At 66.9% G+C, this 20,389-nt stretch carries 23 protein-coding genes; 14 read left to right on the forward strand and 9 right to left on the reverse strand.

Annotated elements, in window-relative coordinates; translation table 11 throughout:
• The first annotated feature begins 62 nt into the window (after positions 1 to 62).
• The 3 genes from A0W70_RS05125 to A0W70_RS05135 all read left to right on the forward strand — a co-directional run bounded on the left by A0W70_RS05125 (position 63) and on the right by A0W70_RS05135 (position 1,732).
• A complete protein-coding gene (locus tag A0W70_RS05125) occupies positions 63 to 398 on the forward strand; it encodes a DUF3301 domain-containing protein (protein WP_067561129.1) in 336 nt (111 codons plus the stop codon).
• A 233-nt stretch (positions 399 to 631) separates the two neighbouring features.
• Positions 632 to 1,129: a YchJ family protein gene (locus tag A0W70_RS05130; protein ID WP_067561131.1), complete on the forward strand. Its 498-nt coding sequence runs from the start codon at positions 632 to 634 to the stop codon at positions 1,127 to 1,129.
• 120 nt (positions 1,130 to 1,249) lie between these two features.
• A complete protein-coding gene (locus A0W70_RS05135; RefSeq protein WP_067561134.1) occupies positions 1,250 to 1,732 on the forward strand; it encodes a universal stress protein in 483 nt (160 codons plus the stop codon).
• Between the two features lie 19 nt (positions 1,733 to 1,751).
• Here A0W70_RS05135 and A0W70_RS05140 read toward each other — a convergent pair whose 3' ends face one another.
• Positions 1,752 to 2,564: a class I SAM-dependent methyltransferase gene (locus A0W70_RS05140; RefSeq protein WP_245675812.1), complete on the reverse strand. Its 813-nt coding sequence runs from the start codon at positions 2,562 to 2,564 to the stop codon at positions 1,752 to 1,754.
• Here A0W70_RS05140 and A0W70_RS05145 point away from each other — a divergent pair.
• Positions 2,563 to 3,069 (forward strand): Rieske (2Fe-2S) protein, encoded by a 507-nt coding sequence (locus A0W70_RS05145; protein ID WP_067561138.1) that lies wholly within the window; start codon positions 2,563 to 2,565, stop codon positions 3,067 to 3,069. The two genes, A0W70_RS05140 and A0W70_RS05145, sit on opposite strands and share 2 nt — an antisense overlap.
• A 114-nt stretch (positions 3,070 to 3,183) precedes the next feature.
• On the opposite strand, the gene A0W70_RS05150 is transcribed toward A0W70_RS05145, so the two are convergent.
• From A0W70_RS05150 to A0W70_RS05170, 5 genes are read right to left on the reverse strand one after another with little or no spacing between them, the layout of a single operon-like run.
• Complete coding sequence (locus tag A0W70_RS05150) at positions 3,184 to 3,363, reverse strand: SlyX family protein (RefSeq protein ID WP_067561140.1); 180 nt, start codon at positions 3,361 to 3,363, stop codon at positions 3,184 to 3,186.
• Positions 3,360 to 4,328 carry a 2-hydroxyacid dehydrogenase gene (locus tag A0W70_RS05155; protein WP_067561142.1) on the reverse strand — a complete coding sequence of 323 codons (969 nt, stop codon included), beginning with the start codon at positions 4,326 to 4,328 and terminating at the stop codon, positions 3,360 to 3,362. Before A0W70_RS05155 ends, A0W70_RS05150 begins: the two co-directional genes overlap by 4 nt.
• Positions 4,329 to 4,332: 4 nt before the next feature.
• Positions 4,333 to 4,812: a rod shape-determining protein MreD gene (gene mreD / locus A0W70_RS05160; RefSeq protein ID WP_067561144.1), complete on the reverse strand. Its 480-nt coding sequence runs from the start codon at positions 4,810 to 4,812 to the stop codon at positions 4,333 to 4,335.
• On the reverse strand, positions 4,809 to 5,732 hold the full coding sequence (gene mreC, locus A0W70_RS05165; protein WP_067561146.1) for a rod shape-determining protein MreC: 924 nt from the start codon (positions 5,730 to 5,732) through the stop codon (positions 4,809 to 4,811). The genes mreD and mreC overlap by 4 nt, the downstream gene beginning before the upstream one ends.
• Before the next feature lie 45 nt (positions 5,733 to 5,777).
• Complete coding sequence (locus A0W70_RS05170) at positions 5,778 to 6,821, reverse strand: rod shape-determining protein (protein ID WP_067561148.1); 1,044 nt, start codon at positions 6,819 to 6,821, stop codon at positions 5,778 to 5,780.
• A gap of 348 nt (positions 6,822 to 7,169) precedes the next feature.
• Here A0W70_RS05170 and A0W70_RS05175 point away from each other — a divergent pair, with 348 nt between their 5' ends.
• From A0W70_RS05175 to A0W70_RS05220, 10 genes are all read left to right on the forward strand, one after another.
• Positions 7,170 to 7,691, forward strand: a complete 522-nt coding sequence (locus A0W70_RS05175; protein WP_067561150.1) for an RNA polymerase sigma factor — start codon at positions 7,170 to 7,172, stop codon at positions 7,689 to 7,691.
• A 79-nt stretch (positions 7,692 to 7,770) separates the two neighbouring features.
• Positions 7,771 to 8,394, forward strand: a complete 624-nt coding sequence (locus A0W70_RS05180) for an anti-sigma factor family protein (RefSeq protein WP_067561152.1) — start codon at positions 7,771 to 7,773, stop codon at positions 8,392 to 8,394.
• A 32-nt stretch (positions 8,395 to 8,426) separates the two neighbouring features.
• Positions 8,427 to 8,801, forward strand: coding sequence for a hypothetical protein (locus tag A0W70_RS05185; protein WP_067561154.1), 375 nt, complete (start codon positions 8,427 to 8,429; stop codon positions 8,799 to 8,801).
• 155 nt (positions 8,802 to 8,956) lie between these two features.
• Positions 8,957 to 10,291, forward strand: a complete 1,335-nt coding sequence (locus A0W70_RS05190) for a tetratricopeptide repeat protein (protein ID WP_067561156.1) — start codon at positions 8,957 to 8,959, stop codon at positions 10,289 to 10,291.
• A gap of 260 nt (positions 10,292 to 10,551) precedes the next feature.
• Positions 10,552 to 11,541 (forward strand): DUF4382 domain-containing protein, encoded by a 990-nt coding sequence (locus A0W70_RS05195; RefSeq protein WP_067561158.1) that lies wholly within the window; start codon positions 10,552 to 10,554, stop codon positions 11,539 to 11,541.
• Positions 11,542 to 11,734: 193 nt separating this feature from the next.
• A complete protein-coding gene (locus A0W70_RS05200; RefSeq protein ID WP_139150727.1) occupies positions 11,735 to 12,280 on the forward strand; it encodes a hypothetical protein in 546 nt (181 codons plus the stop codon).
• A gap of 111 nt (positions 12,281 to 12,391) precedes the next feature.
• Complete coding sequence (gene gatC, locus A0W70_RS05205) at positions 12,392 to 12,679, forward strand: Asp-tRNA(Asn)/Glu-tRNA(Gln) amidotransferase subunit GatC (RefSeq protein WP_067561625.1); 288 nt, start codon at positions 12,392 to 12,394, stop codon at positions 12,677 to 12,679.
• 84 nt (positions 12,680 to 12,763) lie between these two features.
• Positions 12,764 to 14,224, forward strand: a complete 1,461-nt coding sequence (gene gatA / locus A0W70_RS05210; RefSeq protein WP_067561162.1) for an Asp-tRNA(Asn)/Glu-tRNA(Gln) amidotransferase subunit GatA — start codon at positions 12,764 to 12,766, stop codon at positions 14,222 to 14,224.
• A gap of 17 nt (positions 14,225 to 14,241) precedes the next feature.
• The gene (gene gatB / locus A0W70_RS05215) at positions 14,242 to 15,678 is read left to right on the forward strand and encodes an Asp-tRNA(Asn)/Glu-tRNA(Gln) amidotransferase subunit GatB (protein ID WP_067561164.1); all 1,437 of its coding nucleotides are present in this window, start codon (positions 14,242 to 14,244) and stop codon (positions 15,676 to 15,678) included.
• A 326-nt stretch (positions 15,679 to 16,004) separates the two neighbouring features.
• On the forward strand, positions 16,005 to 16,454 hold the full coding sequence (locus A0W70_RS05220; protein ID WP_067561166.1) for a hypothetical protein: 450 nt from the start codon (positions 16,005 to 16,007) through the stop codon (positions 16,452 to 16,454).
• A gap of 664 nt (positions 16,455 to 17,118) precedes the next feature.
• Here the strand turns inward: A0W70_RS05220 and prmC are convergent.
• Genes prmC through hemA form a run of 3 tightly spaced genes read right to left on the reverse strand, consistent with a single transcriptional unit; the run spans position 17,119 to position 20,335 of the window.
• On the reverse strand, positions 17,119 to 17,964 hold the full coding sequence (prmC, locus tag A0W70_RS05225) for a peptide chain release factor N(5)-glutamine methyltransferase (protein ID WP_067561168.1): 846 nt from the start codon (positions 17,962 to 17,964) through the stop codon (positions 17,119 to 17,121).
• Positions 17,961 to 19,049, reverse strand: a complete 1,089-nt coding sequence (prfA, locus tag A0W70_RS05230; protein ID WP_067561170.1) for a peptide chain release factor 1 — start codon at positions 19,047 to 19,049, stop codon at positions 17,961 to 17,963. Before prfA ends, prmC begins: the two co-directional genes overlap by 4 nt.
• The gene (hemA, locus tag A0W70_RS05235; RefSeq protein ID WP_342670073.1) at positions 19,046 to 20,335 is read right to left on the reverse strand and encodes a glutamyl-tRNA reductase; all 1,290 of its coding nucleotides are present in this window, start codon (positions 20,333 to 20,335) and stop codon (positions 19,046 to 19,048) included. The genes prfA and hemA overlap by 4 nt, the downstream gene beginning before the upstream one ends.
• Positions 20,336 to 20,389: the final 54 nt, after the last annotated feature.

Genomic DNA, 20,389 nt, shown 5'->3' on the forward strand with positions numbered 1-20,389 from the left:
CGACGCGGGCCAGGGCCAAATGGGGCCGCCCGGGTACGGGGCCATGACAGGGGTGCGACCGCATGTCTCCATGGTTGGCGCTCGCCGCGATCGCCGCCGCGCTCGGATGGTGGTGGCTGTCAATGCGCGCGCGTGAGGCGGCCGTTGGCGCTGCCCGCAGCGCCTGTCGGCGTTTCTCGGTGCAGTTGCTGGACGAGACCGTTGCCCTGCGTCGGCTGCGCCTGGCCCGTGGCCGCGACGGCCGGATGCATCTGTGGCGGCTGTATCGCTTCGAGTTCAGCCAGACCGGTGGCGAACGCTACCGCGGCCACGTGGCCCTGCTCGGCGGCCGTCTCATGGACGCCCACCTCGAAGCCGTAAGCGAAGACGACCCGCCGGCCCGCAATCGACTCCAGTGAGTGTTTCTGCCTTTCCTGGAGGCACGTCCGGTTTTTCCCGCGAAGGCGCGGAGCTCGCCAAGGGCGCGGAGATGGCTTTTTCTTTATCTTTCCTTTTTCTCTGCGTTCCTGGCGAACTCCGCGCCTCTGCGAGAGAACGTTTTTTTTTAAGCTGCCCTGGATAAACGGGTCTTGCCGCCGGGCATGGTGCCCGGTAGCGTGCCGGCTGCCTCACTGACGGGAGTGGAAAAACGATGTCCGATTGTCCCTGCGGTTCAGGCCGCGATTTCGACAGTTGCTGCGGGCCGTACCTCGCCGGCGAGGCGCAGCCGCCGACCGCCGAGGCCCTGATGCGGGCGCGCTACACGGCCCATACGCGCGCCGATATCGATTACATCCAGGCGACCCACGACGCGGCCACGCGCGAGGACATCGACCGCGAGGCGACCGATCGCTGGGCGAGGCGCTCCGAGTGGCTGGGCCTGGAGATCCGCGCGGTCGAGGCCGGCGGTGAGGAGGACAACGTCGGCGCCGTCGAGTTCGTCGCCCACTTCCGCGAGCGTGAAGAGCGACGGCGGCATCATGAACTCGCGCGCTTCAAGCGTGACGAGCAGGGCAACTGGGTCTACGTCGACGGCGAGGCGCCGGAACAGGAGACCATCCGGCATGACGGCCCGCGCGTGGGACGCAATGATCCCTGCCCCTGCGGGAGTGGTCGCAAGTACAAGAAGTGCTGCGGCGCGCCCGCCTGACAGGGGCAGCCCGCAATGCTCGGTTGGACCGATTGGTCCAGGTTTGACGAGGATCAATATCCGGGCGCGAGCGACGCGTCATGATGCATACGGTGTTTCCGATTCCGAGGAGAAAACCGCATGTTCAAGTCTATCCTGGTGCCGGTTGACGGCTCCGAAAGCTCCGACAAGGCAGTCGCGCTCGGCGCGGATATCGCGTCGAAATATGATGCCCGGCTGCACCTGATCAACGTGCTGCTCTACGGCCATGTGCCGGACTCGATCCGCAACCTGTCCGACAAGCCGGGCGGCGAGCAACCGGCCATGGCGGTCGGCGCGGGCTACGTGGAGGCGTCCCTGCCGCATGAAGTGCTGGAAGATATCGCCGATAAACTGCTTGAGCGTGCGAAGAAAACCGCTGAAGAGCACGGCGCATCGAATGTCTCCACCAGCTGGCGGGGTGGTTCGGCGTCCAACGGCATCCTGGAGCAGGCGAAAGAGGTCGAGGCCGACGCCATCGTGATGGGATCGCGGGGGCTGAGCGACCTGAAAGGGCTCGTGGTCGGCAGCGTCTCGCACAAGGTCCAGCACCTGTTCGAGGGCACTGTCATCAGCGTCAAATGACGCCGCTGGCGGGTCGTGCTCAGGCCTCGCGCGCCCCGCCGGCGTAGATGTCAAAACGCGTCGAGCGGCCATCGATCGAGCCGCTCGGCGCGGGCCCCGGCAGTGGTCTGGCGCCGCGCGGGCGTTTGACGGCGACCCGTCGGCGCGCCGCGGCAATGGCGGCGGGCAGCAATCTGTCACTGTCGCCGTCCGCACCGACCAACGCCCGGAATACCTGCATTTCCTTGCGCACCGCCGCGGATTTTCGCCGCGGCGGGTGCATCGGATCGACGATCACGGTATCGGCGGTCCGCTCGCCCAGTACGGCGACCGCTTCGGCCTCGATGAGTTCGATGCGGGCGGCGATCTCCGCCGCGGTCTCATCGTCCCTTGCCCGTTTCAGCCCATCCGCCAGCAGGGCGGCGACCGCGGGATGGCGCTCGACCAGCGTCACCCGGCAACCAAGGGCGGCCAGCAGCCATGCGTCGCGGCCGAGCCCACCCGTGGCGTCGATCACGTCCGGCGTCTGGCCGTGCCGCGCGCCGGCCGCCCGCAGCAATCCCTCATCCGCCCGGGCCGCCTCGCGTCCGCGGCGGGCCGTCGCCCCGGTGACGAACTCCGCATAGACGGGACCCGGGGCGCCGGGGCCGGTGAGTTGCACCTGCAGGCGTTCGTCCGTCAGGACCAGTGCCAGCGAGCCGGGCTCATCGGGTAGTTCCCCCACAAGGGGCACGCCGAGGCCCTGCGCGAGCGCGTCGGCCTCGGTCCGCCGGCCGCCCGCGGCGCAGACGATCATCGCCCGATGCGGGTAGAGTGCGTCCGTTGACCTCCGTTTCTCCGATGGACTGCCCATGACCGATCTCCCGGATTCGCCGCGCCGTCTGCGGCTGCGGGTGACGCTGAAACTGATGATGGCATTGGCCGCCATGGCCGTGGTGGTGATCGGCGTCCGCTATCTGGCGGGGAGCGGCAACAGCGGGGCGCCCGACCGGTTGCGCATCGACGTATCCGATATGGCGCCCGATACGACCCGTACCGTGGGCTGGCGGAACCGCCCGGTGATCGTGCTGCGGCGCGGCCCGGAGACCGTGGAGCGCCTCGGCGCCCGGCTCGGCGATGACCCGAGTCCGGGCTGGTTCGTCGCCTTTGCCAATGGCACCGCACGCGGCTGCAGCGTGGTCTGGGAGTCGGCGGCCCGGCGCTTCCGCGAAAGCTGCGGTCAGGCCACCTGGGATGCCTCTGGAGTGCCACAAGCCGGCACGGATGCGGCCCCGCTGAATGTCCCGCCCCACCGTTTCATCGGCGACGGGCAACTGCTGCTGGGTGCGGACGCTTCGGGTCAGGGGGCTTTCAATTAAACCGGCCAGCCCGTTGGGTAACGATGTAGGTCGGGCTTCCAGCGCGCCAGATCAGGGGCGTACGAGCGTCGGGTTGGAAATCCGACCTACAGGATTCCCGACGATCAGGGGCCCTTAGTCTGAATCGCCCTCTGGCTCGAGCTTCGCAAGGCGTTGCTCCAGCCGCTCGCAGCGCTGTGCCAGGCGATCATGGGCCGCGGCCTGTCCCTGCACGGTGGCGTCGAGCTGTTCGAGATCGTGCTGCAGGCGCATCAGGCGCTCCTCGATCGCATCGAGGCGTTCGTCGGCGTTCATGAGCCCTCCGGGCCGGCGACCACGTTACCCGGTCTGCCGGCCAGGTAGTCGGCGATGTGATCCGCCACCTGTTCGACCAGGCGCTGGCGGGCGGCCTGCGAGCCCCAGGCGGAGTGCGGCGTGACGATCAGGTTGGGGATGTCGTCGGCAAGCAGCGGGTTGCCGTCGCGCGGCGGCTCCTGCGTCAGCACATCCATGCCGGCACCGCCGATGGCCCCGGCGCGTAGCGCGTCGGCCAGTGCGGCCTCATCGACGATGCCACCGCGGGCTGTGTTCACCAGCAGTGCATCCGGCTTCATGCGCTCGAGTTCCGCGCGGCCGATGAGCCCCCGCGTCGCCTCGGTGAGCGGGCAGTGGAGGGTGAGCACGTCGGCCCGCTCGAGCAGATCGCCGACCGCAACCCGGTCCACCGGAATCTCGGTCGCCCCGGGCCGGGCGGCGACCTGCACATCCATGTCGAAGGCCCGGGCGATGGCGGCCACCCCCTGCCCGAGCGTCCCGTAGCCAATGACACCCAGGGTTTTGCCGGCCAGCTCGGTGATGGGGAAGTCGAGGAGGCAGAAAAACGGCGAGCGCGACCATTCACCGGCGCGCACTGCCGCCTGGTATTCCGGCAACCGGGTCGCCAGCGCGAGTATCAGTGCGAAGGTGTGCTGAACCACCGAAGGGGTGCCGTAGCCGGTCGCGTTGCAGACCGTCACGCCGTGCCCGCGGGCCGCGTCGAGATCGACGTTGTTGACCCCGGTGGCCGCCACGCATACCAGTTGCAGGCGGCTGGCGCCGGCGAAGGCCTCGGCGTCGAGCACGACCTTGTTCGTGATGACGACATCCGCATCGCGGATCCGGGTGGCGGTGTCCTTGGGGGCGGTATGGCCATGCCAGTCCCAGCTGTCCAGCTGCCCGCGCAGGCGCGCCAGATCAAGGCCGGGTCCGAGGGAGTCCGCGTCGAGGATTACACCGTGCATACGTTTACGCTACCTGATAGCGCCGCCGCAGGTCGCGCAGGACGACGAACAGCAGCGGCCAGAAGATCAGCGCCGTCAGCGGCGCCGCGAAATACAGCCATGGGGCCTCGGGCGCGCGGCCCGCGAGCCCGCTGGTCCAGATAACCAGTGCCTGCTTGAACAGGAGCAGGAGAGTCACGATCAGGGCCTGCTGCGCGATGGGTGCGACCCGCAGGCGCTGGTGGTACTGCAGCGCGAAGGCTACGACGATCACGGCCCCGAGCGCGTTCTGCCCCAGCAGCGCGCCCTGTGAGACATCCAGCAGGATGCCCGCGATCCAGGCGAACGTCAGGCCGAAGCGCTGGGGCAGTGCCATCGCCCAGTAGAGCGCCACCAGCGTGACCCAGTCCGGCCGGGCGGGCGCCACGGACTCCGGCAGTGGCACCATCATCAGCATCAGGGCCACGGCCAGCGTGAGCGGGATCAGCCACCAGCGCGGATTCATCCCTCACCCCGCGTCGATGCGTCGGTGTCGTCCGTATCCTGCGCGGGCGCCGGCTCCTCGGCCGCGAGATCGCCGTTCCCCGTAACCGCTCCGTCGCCGGCATCGTCCGGCCATACGAGCAATACCTCGCGCGAGCGGTCGAGCTGCGCCCGTGGTGCGGCGACCACGCGCGCGAAGGGTTGCCCCGGTCGGCGCTCGACCTCGACCACGCTGGCGACGGGGTAGTTGGGCGGGAAGCGCCCCCCGAGGCCGGAACTCACCACCAGGTCACCGACGCGGACATCGGCGTTATTGGGGATGTAGCGCAATTCCAGCCGGTCCGGCTCGCCTGTGCCCTCGGCGATCGTGCGCAGGCCGTTGCGATTGATCTGTACGGGCAGCGCGTGGTTCGGATCGGAGATCAACAGGGCGGTTGCCGTGAAGGGCCCGGTGTTGATGATCTGCCCCATCACGCCATAGGCGTCGATCAGGGGCTGACCGGCGTAGACGCCGTCGCGTTCCCCCTGATTGACCACGACCTGCTGGCGATAGGGGTCCAGCGCGACCGACAGCAGCTCGGCCACGAGCACGCGGTCATCGCGTTCGGCGGAGGAATCGAGCAGCGTCCGGAGGCGCTCATTCTCGCTGCGGAGCGTTTCGAATTTGAGCTGACGTGCCCGGAGGCGGAGGTTTTCCCGCTCGAGCGCGTTGATGCGCTCGACCAGCTCTCCGTGCGATCGCACCTGATCGGAGCCCCAGCCCAGAAAGCGCGCCGGCAGATCGACCGCATAGCGCAGCGGCGCGATCGCGCCGGAGAGGAATCCGCGCACCTGTTCAAGCTGATTGAAGCGGTGATCGGCCACCATCAGCGTCGCCGAGAGCAACACGAAGAACAGGGTCCGCGCCAGCGGACCGGTTCCCTGCTGGAACAGCGGCTGCATCAGGCCATCCCCCGCTGGACGGGGCGGCGTCTTGCGCCCGTGAGATTACTCGACGGAAACGAAACCGGTGCCGTGCTCATCGATCAGCTCGAGGATACGGCCACCGCCCCGGCACACGCAGGTCAGCGGATCCTCGGCCACGACCACGGGGAGGCCGGTCTCTTCCATCAGCAGGCGGTCGAGGTCACCGAGCAGCGCGCCGCCACCGGTCAGCACGATACCGCGTTCGGCGACGTCGGCGCCGAGTTCGGGCGGTGTCTGCTCCAGCGCCGTCTTCACCGCACTGACGATGCCGTAAAGGGGTTCCTGCAGGGCCTCGAGAATCTCGTTGCTGTTCAGCGTCAGCGCGCGCGGCACGCCCTCGGACAGATTGCGGCCCTTGACCTCGATCTCGAGCAGTTCCTTGCCGGGGTAGGCCGAGCCGATCTCGTGCTTGATGCGCTCCGCGGTCGCCTCGCCGATCAGGGCGCCGTAGTTGCGGCGGACGTAATTGACGATCGCCTCGTCGAACTTGTCGCCGCCGATCCGCACCGAGGCCGAGTAGACGATGCCGTTGAGCGACATCACGGCGACCTCGGAGGTACCGCCGCCCACGTCCAGCACCATCGAGCCCTGCGGCTCGGAGACCGGCATGCCGGCACCGATCGCGGCCGCCATAGGCTCCTCGACCAGGTAGACCGTGCGGGCGCCGGCGCCGGCGGCCGATTCGCGGATCGCGCGGCGCTCCACCTGGGTCGCGCCACAGGGCACGCAGACCAGTACCCGAGGGCTGGGACGGAAGAAGCGGGACTCGTGCACCTTCTTGATGAAGTGCTGGAGCATCTTCTCCGTGATGTTGAAATCCGCGATCACGCCATCGCGCATCGGGCGGATCGCCGTGATCGACTGCGGCGTGCGGCCGACCATGCGCTTGGCCTCTTCGCCATACGCCTCGATGGCCTTGGCGCCGCTGCCGCGTTCCTGCCGCAGCGCGACCACGGACGGCTCGTTGAGCACGATGCCCTTGCCGCGGACATAGATAAGGGTATTGGCTGTGCCAAGGTCGATCGAAAGATCGGTGGAGAAAAGTCCACGTAAAGCGCTGAACATGCTGGGATTGGTCTCGTGCGCGGGTGGCAGGGGACAAAACGAAGCCGCTACTGTAGCAATGGGGTTCGTGCTGTACAAGCAATGGACGCGCCGGAAACGGATCGGGTGTGTGTTCGAGTTCACGATTCCGGTGGAAAGTGGCATAGCCGGAGTGACGTGTTGGCGGCGACCGTGGCGTCAGGGAGACAGTCAGGGAACCATCTGGATGATGATTTCGTGTCCCGTAACCGCGGTTCTTACGCGGCGCGCACGGTCCCCGCTGCATGTGCGGAGCGATGATGTCTCGGGTACCCCCGTGGGCGGGCGGGTACTTCTTCGGTTCTTTTGGTCCAGCAGGAGTCATGGAGGATGCGAAACCCGGTCCGTTCCCTGCAGGCGAAGCGTTTCGAGCGAGTGATCGCCCGCTGCATGGATCATCTGCGTCGCCTGGCGGTTCGTCTCACCGGAAATGCCGACGACGCCGAAGATCTGCTTCAGGACCTGATGGTGCGCCTGCATCCGCGCATGGACGAGGTGGCGGCGCTTGAGCGCCCGCGCCCCTGGCTGTCGCGCGTGCTGTATCGCCTGTTCGTGGATGAATGGCGGCGTCGGCGCAGTGCGCCGGACATCGATACCACCGCCGAGCCCGACGACGGCGCCGGCAGCGATGCCCTGCCTGAGGATGCATTCGAGCAGGGCCTGACCAGGGTACGGCTGCAGAACGCGCTCGACCGGCTGCCGGCCTTCCAGCGCGAACTGGTGCTGATGCACGACGTTGAAGGCTATACCCTGGTCGAGGTCGCTGAAATCACCGAAACGCCCACGGGGACCCTGAAATCGCGATTGCATCGGGCCCGAACGGCCCTGCGCGCCGATCTTGCGGGCGAGTGAACCCCCATCGTGTGCACGGCACGATGGAACCTTTGGCGGGGCCCGTTCGTGAAAGGAAACAGCAGGCGGAGACGCGGCGATGAACTGTGAAGAGTTCCGGAGTTACTGGAGTGATTGGCACGACGGCCACGGCGGGGTCGACGAGATCGCCATGGCCCGGCATCGGGATACCTGCCCGGACTGTGCCCGCTACGACCGCGAGATGCGGTCGCTGCTCGGCGGTCTCTCCACGCTGCCGCTGCCGGGCGAGCCCGCCGGACGGCGGCGGCGCTTGCCCGCGGGCGCCCCGCGCTGGGCCGCGCTGGCGGCCACGCTGGTGATCGGGATTGCGCTGGGGCTGGTGCTGGCCCAGCGCGACGAGCCGGGGACAACCCTCGAGGCCAAACCGGTCGATCTGGCGTCCGCGGGTGAGCAGCGGATCGCGATCGCGATCGACAGTCCGCGCGCGTACGACGAGGTCGAGTTCGTCGTGGAGCTGCCCGAAGGCGTTGAACTGGAGGGTTTCCCGGGACAGCGCCAGGTGCGCTGGACGGGCCGCCTTGCGGAGGGGCGCAGCCGCCTGCGCTTGCCTTTGCGCGTCCTGAATGAAGCGCGGGGCGGGGATCTGGTGGCCCGGGTCCGCCATCCCGGCGGCGAACGCCGGCTCGTGGTCCCGCTGACCGATGGTTCCGCCGCACTGCAAGTTGAACGTGCATCGGTCTGAAAGACCGTTTCAGTAACGTGGAGTCAGTTGTGATGAAGACGACGATCGCTTATGCCACCAGCATTCTGCTGCTGGGTCTGATCGCGGCGCCGGTCTGGGGCGACGAGGAACCGGGCGGTGATGTCACGATGGAAGTGGTGAGTGACCCGGAGGCCGATGAGGCCGAGTATGTCGACGAGATCGAGTTGCCCGAACGTGCGTCGGATACCGCCCGCGACAACGCCGCCTTCGGGATTGATACGGCCAATGAGGCCCGGACGAAGGCGAGCGAAGATGGCCGCGCGTTCGGAGAGTCGGTCTCCCGCGAGGCCCGTGAACAGGGGCGCGATGCCGGTAACGCGGCCAATGCCCGTGATGGCGCCGGCGCCAACCCGGCGGAGAAGCGTCCGGTCGAGGTGGGTCAGTAAACGATCAACGGACAGTGATCGATCCACCGCGGCCGCGCGTGGATCGAAGCGGGTCATGGGCGTCAGCGCCCTTACCGGGGACGGGGTACTTACCCCCGTCCCCGATCTGTTTTTATGGTAAGTGCGACGGAACGACCACGGCGATTGGATTCGAGATGACCCAGGCGATTGAGCCGGTGCCCGCCACCAGCGACGGCTGCAGGAAGATGCTCGCCCCACGCATGACGATGGTCGTGGCGTTTGTCCTGCTGCTGATGGCGCCCGGCGCCGTGACCGCCGCGGACGGACGCGATGCGTTCCAGCGGGGTGTCGAAGCGGCGCAGCGGGATGATTACCGCCAGGCGATCGAGCATTTCGAGGCGGCCCGCCGGGCCGGGCTCGATACCGGGGCGCTGCACTACAACCTCGCCGTAGCCCATTACCGCGTGGGCGAGTTCGAGGCTGCCGAGGCGGCCTTCCAGCGCGCCGTGGACAGCGGTTCCATGGTGGCGCCGGCGTATTATCAGCTCGGGCGCATCGCCCGTGAGCGGGGTGACCGGAAGCGGGCCCGGGCCCTTTTCCGAAGCGCCGCGCGGGAAGCCAGAACAGACCGCCTGCGCCGGCGTGCGCGCGATGCCCTGGCGGCGCTCGATCCGTCCGTCTCGGCACCGGACTATGTCTATGTGGGGCTCGGTGGCGGCCACGACTCGAATATCGCCCTGACACCGAGCGATGCAAGTCGGGGCAGCGAAGAATCCGACCAGTTCCTGGATGCCGTCCTGGTGGGGCGCTGGCCGGTAAGCGACCGGACGTACCTGCGCGGCAGCGCCTACGTGCAGCGATTCCTCGACGCGGAGGATTTCGATCTGACGACACTCCGCGGCGGCGTCGGCCGGGTCGGTCTGCTGGGTGAAGACTGGCGCTGGGATGCCTGGATCGATGGCCGTCACCAGCGTTTCGGGGGCGATGCCTTCGAGAATTCGGCGCTCGCGGGCGGTCGGCTCCAACGCCCCCTGAATGCCGAGTGGTTGCTCGAACTCGATTATCGAATCGAACTGGCGCGTGGCGCGAGCGGTTTCGGGTTTCTGGACGGCATTGAGAACGAGTTCGAGGTGGCGCTGGGCGAGCGCGGGCGGACCGGCTGGGACCTGTCCGCCGGGATCGGCGTCTCCGACCGCGATGATCGCCAAACCGCCGACGATTTCTTCAGCTTCTCCTGGGACGAACTCCGCCTCGCCGTGGACTACACGCTCCGCCTCGACGCCAGGCACCACCTCACGATCTCGGGGGACTGGCATCGCCGTGACTTCGACGGTCAGGAAGTCCGCAATGGCCAGCCTCGGGGGACACGCGAGGACGACCTGATCGGTGTCGGGGCCGCTCTCGACCGGCAGCTGGGCCGCAACTGGAGCGCTCGCGCCAGCCTTCGCCTGGAGGAGCGCGACTCGACGCTGAACGAGTTCGATTATGACCGCGAGGTAGTGCGGGTGCGGCTCGAACGCATTTTCTGAGTGCGGAGGAATGTGGCCGTTGCCCGCCAGCGCCACGCTCCGCCAGAACGACTGTGGCCCCGATGGTGGGATCGAGCGCAATCGGGGCCCGGACTGCGCCTACATGATGTGATCTACATCACAGGTTCGAACTTCTGGCCACGATCCCGGCGACCCCGATGGAACGTTTCCGTCGGGCGAACCGTGTCCCGGGTTGAGGCTGCGGATCCGTCCCGGGACGGACCGAGCCCCGAACCCACACGACAGCAAGGGAATTCATCATGGGCCAGCAGTATTCCAGGCACGACATTCACCGTGCGGCCGGCGCGATCGCGATCGCGGCAGGCGTTGCCCTTCTCAGCGCCTGCGGTGGCGGCTCCAGCGACGGTTCCGGCAGCGGTTCGCTCACTGTTGGCGTGACCGACGCGCCGGTGGATGACGCCGAGCATGTTTATGTCCAGTTCTCGTCGATCACCCTGAAACCCAGCGGTGTCGACGACGACGAGGACGGGGACGACGACAACGTCAACGACAATGGCAATAACGGCGACGGGCCGCCGTTCGAGACGATCACGTTTGACGAGCCCCGGCGTATCGATCTGCTCGATCAGCAGCACGGCAACAGCGCGCTGCTCATCGAGGACGAGCCCGTGCCGGCCGGCGACTATGATTGGATCCGGCTCGGGGTCGATCTTGGTCAGGGTGACTCGGTGATCGTCATCGATGGTGGCGAAAATGATCTGCGGATCCCGAGCGGCGCGCAAACCGGTCTCAAGCTGGTTACGCCATTCACCGTAGCGAACGGGGGGACGCTGGACCTCACCATCGACTTCGACCTGCGGAAGTCGGTCGTGGAGACCGGTAATGGTGAGTACATCCTCAAACCCGCCCTGCGCCTCGTAAGAACCGAGGAGACCGGGGAAATCGCGGTGAATGCGAGCGAGACCTATGTCTCCAACAACCAGTGCGGCTCGGAGCCCGGCAAAAATGCCGTCTACGTCTTCGAGGGGGATGTCGTGCCCGACGATGTCGATGGCAACGAGCCGGACCCGATCACCACTGTGCTCGACAGCGACGATTCGGACGGGAAATTCACGGGTACAGCAGGGTTTCTTGAGCCGGGTACTTATACCGTCACCTACGTCTGCGATGCGGAAGACGATGATCCGTCCGCCGACGAGGACGATAACGGTGGTCTGACCTTCCTCGATATCGACGACGCGGTCGAAGTCGAGGCCGGCGAGACGGCGGAGTACAACCTGCCGGAGTAAGTGACGAGGCGGGCCTGCACTCGATTGCATAACAGGCAGCACGAGCGCCGGCCGTCGCCCATCGATAAAGGCAGAACGGTTGACCCCGGCCACGATTGTGTAGCCGGGGTTTTTTTACGCCCCATCGAACGCGACCGGCGTTACGGTGGGGGCCGCGCGCGGCGTGGTGTGTGAATCCTGCATGGAGCAATAAATGACGAACGATCGAAATGACAGCAGATCCCGGAACGGTGTGATCGCGATCGCGGCCATCCTCGTTGTGCTTGGCGGCATCCCCGCAGCCGCCATGGCCGATCGCTCTGGAAACGCCGGAAACAACGCCTCTGAGCGCGCCGGGGACAAGGGCGGCGATCGCCGACAACAGGGCCTCGACAAGGCCCGGGACGCGGGTGCTGATCCGCAGGCGAACGAAAGCGCCACCGGCAACAAGGGCAACAAAGGCAACAAGGGGAATAAAGGCAACAAGGGGAATAAAGGCAACAAGGATTCTGCCCGAGGCGAGCGCGAGTCCGAGCGTGGTCGGGATGAACGGGAGCGCGATCGGGTCGAGGAAGAACAGGATCGGGCCGAGGATCAGCGCGAGCACGCGGAAGAGGAACGTGAGCGTGAAGCCGAGCGGGCCGAGGAGGAACGCGAGCGCGCGGAAGAAGAACGTGAGCGTGAAGCCGAACGGGCCGAAGAGGAGCGCGAGCGCGAGGACGAAGAGAGGGAACGCGAGGAAGAGGAATACGAGGACTGAAGCTGCCCCGGTGTGCCTGCCCCGGGGTGCGTACGCCAGCGTGCGTACCCCGGGATGCCCAAATGTGATACCTTCGCGCGCCTGAAAAGTCCCGGCCCGGAGGTATGCGACGTGTCCCTGTCGCCCGACGAAGTCCGCCGAATCGCCCATCTCGCCCGGCTCTCCGTGTCCGATGACGAGGTCGCGGCGAACGCGAATGATCTCTCGAATATCCTCGACCTGGTTGACCGCATGAACGCGGTCGACACCAGCGGGGTCACGCCGATGGCGCACCCGCAGAACGCCACGCAGCGCCTGCGCCCGGACATGGTGACCGAGCCCGATCAGCGCGAGCGCTACCAGCGCCTCGCGCCGGCCGTCGAGCGCGGCCTCTACCTCGTCCCGCGCGTGGTCGAGTAAAGCGATACGTGGCGGTGAGATGACCACCGCCAGCCATGATTTCCGGCCGCACCGGGCCGACCAACGATGGATCGAATCCCCGTGATGCATGACCGCACCATCGCCGAACTGGCGCGGGCCCTTGCCGACGGCGAGGTCTCCAGCGTCGAACTGACCCGCGGCTTCCTCGATCGGATCGAGGCCCGCGACCCCGACTGCAACAGCTTCATCACCGTCACCCGCGAGCAGGCGTTGGCCGAGGCCGAGGCCGCCGACGAGGCCCGCGCGGCCGGCCGCGGTGGGCCGCTGACCGGCGTGCCGATCGCGCACAAGGACATCTTCTGTACCGACGGTGTCCGTACGAGTTGCGGCTCGCGCATGCTCGACAATTTCGAGGCGCCTTACGACGCCACGGTCGTGCGCAACATGCGCGACGCCGGACTGGTCATGCTCGGCAAGACGAACATGGACGAGTTCGCCATGGGCTCGTCCAACGAGACCTCGTATTACGGTCCCGTGAAGAACCCCTGGGATCCCACGCGTGTTCCGGGCGGTTCCTCCGGCGGCTCCGCGGCGGCCGTCGCCGCACGCCTGGCACCGGGCGCGACCGGCACGGATACCGGCGGCTCGATCCGCCAGCCGGCGGCCATGTGCAGTCTGACCGGGCTCAAGCCGACCTACGGGCGCGTGTCGCGCTTCGGCATGGTGGCGTTCGCCTCCAGTCTGGACCAGGGCGGTCCGCTGGCCCGGACCGCCGAGGACTGCGCGCTGATGCTGGGCGCGATGGCGGGTTTCGACCCGAACGATTCCACCAGCATCGATCGCCCGGTCGACGACTATGCCGCCGCCCTCGACGGCGTCAGCCTCCAGGGTCTGAAGGTGGGCCTGCCGAAGGAATACTTCGGCGAGGGCATGAGCGAGGGCGTGCGCGGCGCGGTCGAGGGCGCCGCCGAGCGCCTGCGCGAGCTTGGGGCGGAGCCGGTCGAGATCTCGCTGGCGCATACCGAGCTGTCGGTGCCGGCGTATTACGTGGTCGCGCCCGCCGAGGCATCGTCGAACCTCTCGCGTTTCGACGGGGTGCGCTACGGCTATCGCTGCGACGAACCGAAGAACATCATCGATCTCTACGAGCGCTCGCGTGGCGAGGGCTTCGGCGCCGAGGTCAAGCGCCGCATCATGGTCGGTACCTATGCGCTCTCGGCCGGCTACTTCGATGCCTATTACCTCAAGGCGCAGAAGATCCGTCAGCTCATCAGCGACGACTTCCGCAAGGCCTTCGAACAGGTCGACGTGATCCTGGGGCCGACCTCGCCGACGACCGCCTTCCCGATCGGCGAGCGCAGCGACGACCCGGTCGCCATGTACCTGTCGGACGTCTATACGATCGCCGTCAACCTGGCCGGCCTCCCGGCCCTGTCGATGCCCGCGGGCTTCGCCGATGGGCTTCCGGTCGGCGTCCAGCTCATCGGCAACCACTTCGACGAGGGCCGCCTGCTCGGGGTCGCTCACCAGTATCAGCAGGCCACCGATCACCACCGCCAGGTACCGGCGGGCGTGAACGACTGAACGGGGCGAGGGCAATCATGCAGTGGGAAACCGTCATCGGGCTGGAGATCCATGCCCAGCTCGCGACCAACAGCAAGATCTTCTCGGGCGCCTCGACGCAGTTCGGCAACGAGCCGAACCGCCAGGCCTGCCCGGTCGACCTCGGCCTGCCCGGCGTCCTGCCGGTGCTCAACGAAGGGGCCGTGGCGATGGCCGTGCGCCTCGGGCTCGGTATCGGGGCCGATATCGCCGGCCGCTCGGTGTTCGCGCGCAAGAACTACTTCTATCCGGATCTGCCCAAGGGCTACCAGATCTCGCAGTACGAGATCCCCGTGGTCGGTACCGGGCAACTGGAGATCGCGCTCGACGACGGCACCGTCAAGACCATCGGCGTTACCCGCGCGCATCTCGAAGAGGACGCTGGCAAGTCCCTGCACGAGGACTTCCACGGCATGACCGGGATCGACCTCAACCGCGCGGGCACGCCGCTGCTGGAAATCGTCTCCGAGCCCGACATGCGCTCACCGGCCGAGGCGGTCGCGTACGCCAAGAAGATCCGCACGCTGGTGCGCTATCTCGGTATCTGTGACGGCAACATGCAGGAGGGCTCGCTGCGCGTGGACGCGAATATTTCCATCCGCCCGGCGGGATCGGACGAGTACGGCACGCGCGCCGAGATCAAGAACGTCAACTCGTTCCGCTTCCTGGAGAAGGCGCTGAACTTCGAGTTCGAGCGCCAGCGCGAGATCCTCGAGGAAGGCGGCAAGGTCGATCAGGAAACACGCCTCTACGATGCCAACGCCGACGAAACGCGCTCGATGCGCACCAAGGAAGAGGCGAACGACTACCGCTACTTCCCGGACCCGGATCTGTTGCCACTGGAGGTCGATCAGGCCTTCATCGAGCGGGTGCGCGCCGAGCTGCCTGAACTGCCGGATGAAAAGCGCGATCGCTTCATCCGCGAATATGGTCTGCCGGCGTACGATGCCAACGTCCTGACCGCTTCGCGCGAACTGGCCGACTACTACGAGGCGACGGTCACGGCGGCCGGCGGCGCGCCGAAGGTCGCGGCCAACTGGGTCATGTCCGAGCTTGGCGGGGTGCTGAATGCACAGGGCATCGATATCACCGAGAGCCCGGTGTCAGCTGAAGCGCTCGGCGGACTGATCCAGCGCATCCAGGACCAGACCATCTCCGGCAAGATCGCCAAACAGGTGTTCGAGGCGATGGTCGCCGGTGAGGGCAATGCCGATACGGTCATCGAGGCCAAAGGGCTGAAACAGATCACCGACAGCGGCGAGATCGAGCGCATGATCGACGAAGTCGTCGATGCCAATCCCGGCCAGGTCGAACAGTATCGGGCCGGTAAGGACAAGGTGCTCGGCTGGTTCGTCGGTCAGGTCATGAAGGCCTCGCGCGGCAAGGCCAACCCGGAGCAGGTCAACCAGCTGCTGCGGCAGAAGCTCGACTCCTGATCCCCGAGCTTCAGGCTTGCGGGGCAGTCTGCGGGCGTGGCCTGGACTCCGTGCAAGGGCCTCGTTGGGTTTCCTTCGTCAACCCAACCTACGATATTGAGCTGGACACGCGACCGTAGGTTGGGTTGAGCGCAGCGATACCCAAAAGACCTCAACAACCCGCAGCCGCGGACGCAGGCCGGTCGCTCATGATCCGCGTCGCACGCGTTGCAGAAAGACATGGGCGTTGACACGACAGCGACCCGCGCAGATTCTGTCACCCGGTCCGGTCTTGGCCCGACCGCATTTCCCCCTTTGCCAAACTCCCGGAGGGTCTTCCGCTCCCGATGAACGTCAGCCTCACACAGCGCGAATACCGGCTTCTGCTCGACCTGCTGCTCGCGGCCGACTGGGTGATCCATGGGCACCGCCCCGAAGAGACGGCGGAAGGCGAGCCCTACCGCATGGTGATCCAGAAGGTCCTCTCGGTGGCGCCCGATTTTGATCTGGGAGACCTGGTCGAGATCGACAGCAAGCAGAACCAGTACCGGCCGACGCGCAAGCTCGAGGACGAAACCGGCGCCTGGAAGCTGCTCGATGAGTACGACGATCGGGCGTTCTGGGAGGAGCTGATCGTGCGCATGGCGGAACGCGATGTCGCCGCGATGCCGGGCAAGGGCGATGTCTCGTCCATGTCGCAGGATGAGTACGAACGCCTCGTCGCGCCGCTGGAAGAGAAATATGCCGGCGAGTTTCATGCCAACGGGATTGAGCGGTTGACGCTGCGCAACAGCTGATTATTCGCGGGACTCATCCGACGCCCGTCCGGTGGGTTCCCGCCACGGCGCCAAGGGAATGCAAAGAAAGGCCGATAACGGTTCTCGACCAAGGCCGCTCCGCGTTGGGCTTCATGATGCGCATCGGGTCGGTATATGCCGTGCATTCTTCATCGCGAGCAAGCTCGCTCCTACAGTCGTATTGGCCCGGCGGTGGCAGGATTCATGTAGGAGCGAGCTTGCTCGCGATCGCTGGCCCTGTGCCCGCCGGTGAATTTTGCGTGCGCACCGTGGGGCCAGGGGTGTTCTGACTTCCTCTCCCCTTCGAGGTCGCCGAGCACGGGGGTGGGGCGATCTCGTTCGGGCACGCTTTCTTTGGTTTCTCTCTTTTCGTGCAAGAGAAAGGAACTCGCCCGCGATAAGCGGGCGAAACCCGAACCACGTATCCGAATGGGAACACACCCAAGCCGTGCCACGCGGGCTGAAAGGATCGGTGTAACGCCCCGACACGCAGCATGTCGGGTTAAAACCCGACCTACGGATGGGGCAAGACCGGGAGTGTCGGGTTAAAACCCGACCTACAGATGGGGCAAGACTGGGAGTGTCGGGTTAAAACCCGACCTACGGATGGGGAAACGGCGGGTCGTCGGGTCAAAACTGGCCGTCAGGCGGTGCAAACCCGTTCCTATCGCGGCGCCCTGGCCAGGGTAACCCGCGCCAGACCGGCGCTGTCGCTTTGCGTCTCGATAGCCGTCAGCCCCTCATTGGCGAATAGCGCCGTGACCGCGTCGCCTTGGTGCATACCATGCTCCACGGCTACGAGTCCGCCCGGAGCAAGGTGGTGCGGCGCCCCGGTGGCGATCTCGCGCAGGGCGTCCAGGCCATCGGGTCCGCCATCAAGTGAGGCGACCGGTTCGAACCGGATATCGCCTTCAGCGAGATGCGGATCGCCGGTGGCGATATACGGCGGATTGGACACGATCACGTCGAAACGACGGTCACCCAGGGGCGCGAACCAGTCGCCTTCAAGGAATTCGACATTGACGACGCCGTGGCGGGCGGCGTTGTCCCGGGCCAGCGCCAGCGCGGGGCCGGCGGCGTCCACGGCGGTCACCCGGGCATCCGGGCGCTCGTGCGCCAGCGCCACGGCCACGCAGCCACTGCCGGTGCCGAGGTCGAGCACGTTGGGTTCAGGGTTCGCGCTGGTGCGCAGATGATCGAGTGCCGCACGGACCAGATGCTCGGTCTCCGGGCGCGGGATCAGCACGTCCGGTGAGACCGTGAACGTCAGCGACCAGAATTCGCGTTCGCCCAGCAGGTACGCGATCGGCTCACCCGCGGCGCGCCGCGCGATGCGCTGATCGAAACCCTCGGTCACGCTCGGCTGGAGTTCCACTTCCGGCCAGGCGTGCAGCCACGTGCGCGGCCGGCCGAGGGTGTCCGCCAGGAGCAGTTCCGCATCGAGCCGCGCGCTGGGGAAAGCGGCAAGGCGGTCGCGGGCCGCGGCCAGTGCTTCGTCTACCCGGGTCATGAGTCGCCCATGCTCGCGAGCTGATCCGCCTGGTGTTCGCCCCACAGCGGCTCGATGACGAGGTCCAGATCGCCGGCGAGCACGTCCTCGATCCGGTAGAGCGTCAGGTTTACCCGGTGATCGGTGATCCGGCCCTGCGGAAAATTGTAGGTGCGGATGCGCTCGGAACGGTCGCCGGAGCCGACCTGCAGCCGGCGCTCGGTCTCCTGTTCAGCGGCCTGTTGGGCTTCCTTGTCGGCCGTCAGGCGTGCCTGCAGAAAGGCGAGTGCCTTGGCCCGGTTCTTGTGCTGCGAACGTTCGTCCTGGCATTCGACGACGATACCGGTCGGCAGATGGGTCATGCGCACCGCGGAGTCCGTCTTGTTGACGTGCTGGCCGCCGGCGCCGGCGGCGCGGAAGGTGTCGACGCGCAGATCCTTCGGATCGATCTCGACCTCCTCGACCGCCTCCGGGACCGGCAGTACGGCGACCGTCGCCGCCGAGGTATGGATGCGTCCCTGTGACTCGGTCTCGGGGACGCGCTGCACGCGGTGGGCGCCGGATTCGAACTTGAGATGCGAGAAAACGGCGCGCCCGGAGAGTTTCGCGATCAGTTCCTTGTAACCGCCGTGCTCGCCCTCGTGGGCCGACAGGATCTCGACCGTCCAGCCCTTGCGCTCGGCGTAGCGCAGGTACATCCGGTACAGATCCCCGGCGAACAGCGCGGCCTCGTCGCCGCCGGTGCCGGCGCGGATCTCGAGATAGACATCGGCCTGATCGCGCGGGTCCTTCGGCACGAGCAGCCGCTGAAGGGCGTTTTCCAGTTCCTCGATGCGCTGCTCGGCCGTCTCGATCTCCTCGGAGGCCATCGCGCGCATGTCATCGTCACTCTCGGCGGCGAGCATCTCCCGGGCGGACTCGAGCTGCTCGTGGGCCGAGCGCCAGGCAGCGAACTGCGTGACCAGGTCAGCGGTCCACGCGTATTCCTGCGACAGTTCGCGGAAGCGGGCATTGTCCTCGATCACCGACGGGTCGGCGAGCAGGCGTTCGATCTCCTCATGCCGCTCACACACCTGCTGCAGGCGATTGCGGATCGATTCCCTCATGACGAATCTCCGTCCAGGCCGAGCAGTTCGCGCGCCGCGTCGATCACCTCGGTGCGTTCCTCGCGGCCGGCGCGCCGCAGACCGACCGTCGGGTCATGGATCAGGCGACGGGTCAGGGTGCGCGCCAGAAACGCCAGCGCCTCTTCGGGATCGTCCCCGCGCTCCAGCATCCGCCGGGCCTGCGCGAGCGTGCGTTCGCGGACCTGGTCGGCCTGCTCGCGGTAGTTGCGGATGGTCCCCACGGCATCCAGTGAACGTTGCCACGCGAGAAAGGTCTCAACCTTGCGTTTGATGATGTCTTCGGCCTCGGAGGCCGCGGCCCGGCGCGCCGCCATGTTTTCCTCGATCACCCCGCGGAGGTCGTCGACGGTATACAGGAATACGTCGCTGAGACGGCCGATCTCGGGCTCGATGTCGCGGGGAACGGCGATATCGACCATGAAGATCGGGCGGTGGCGCCGGCGTTTGAGCGCCTGTTCCACCGCGCCCTTGCCGAGGATCGGCAGCGTACTCGCGGTGGAGGAGATCACGATGTCGGCCTCATGCAGGACATCGGGGATCTGTGCCAGCCCGATGCCCTCGCCGCCGAACGACTCGGCCAGCTGAATCGCGCGCTGGGCGTCGCGGTTGGCCACGGTCAGGCGCTTCAGGCCCGCGCTGTGGAGATGGCGGCCCGCCAGATCGATGGTATCTCCCGCCCCGATCAGCAGCGCCCGCAGCGACGAGAGGTCACCGAAGATCTGGCGGGCGAGGGTCGTCGCCGCGAAAGCGACCGACACCGGACTGGCTCCGATCGCCGTCTCCGTGCGAACCTCCTTGGCGACGGCGAACGCGTGCTGGAACAGTTTGCCGAGTTCGGTGCCGATGGTGTCGTGGGTCGCGGCGGCCCGCCAGGCGTCCTTCAGCTGGCCCGCGATCTGGGGTTCGCCGAGGATCATCGAATCGAGACCGGAGGCGACCCGCAGGATATGGCGGACGGCATCGCCACCGCGGCGCTCATAGAGGCACGGTGTCACGGCCCCCGGATCGGCGCCATGCCAGCCATGGAACCAGTCGATAATCGGTTGGCTGTCGGCGTCCGGGCTGTCCAGCGCACAATAGAGTTCTGTACGATTGCAGGTCGAGACGATTGCCGCCTCTTCGACACCGCCAAGCGCCATGAGGCCGCCCAGCGCCTGCTCCAGCCCGCTAGGCTCGAACACGACGTGCTCGCGGATCTCGACCGGCGCGGTCGTATGATTCAGGCCAATGACAAGAAGGGGCATCGAGTATGGGGAACGCGACAAACACGCGATTCTCGTCCATTGGCCACGCAGTGACAACCAGACGTCGCATTTCGC

The sequence above is a fragment of the Halofilum ochraceum genome (assembly GCF_001614315.2).
Taxonomy (GTDB): Bacteria; Pseudomonadota; Gammaproteobacteria; order XJ16; family Halofilaceae; genus Halofilum; species Halofilum ochraceum.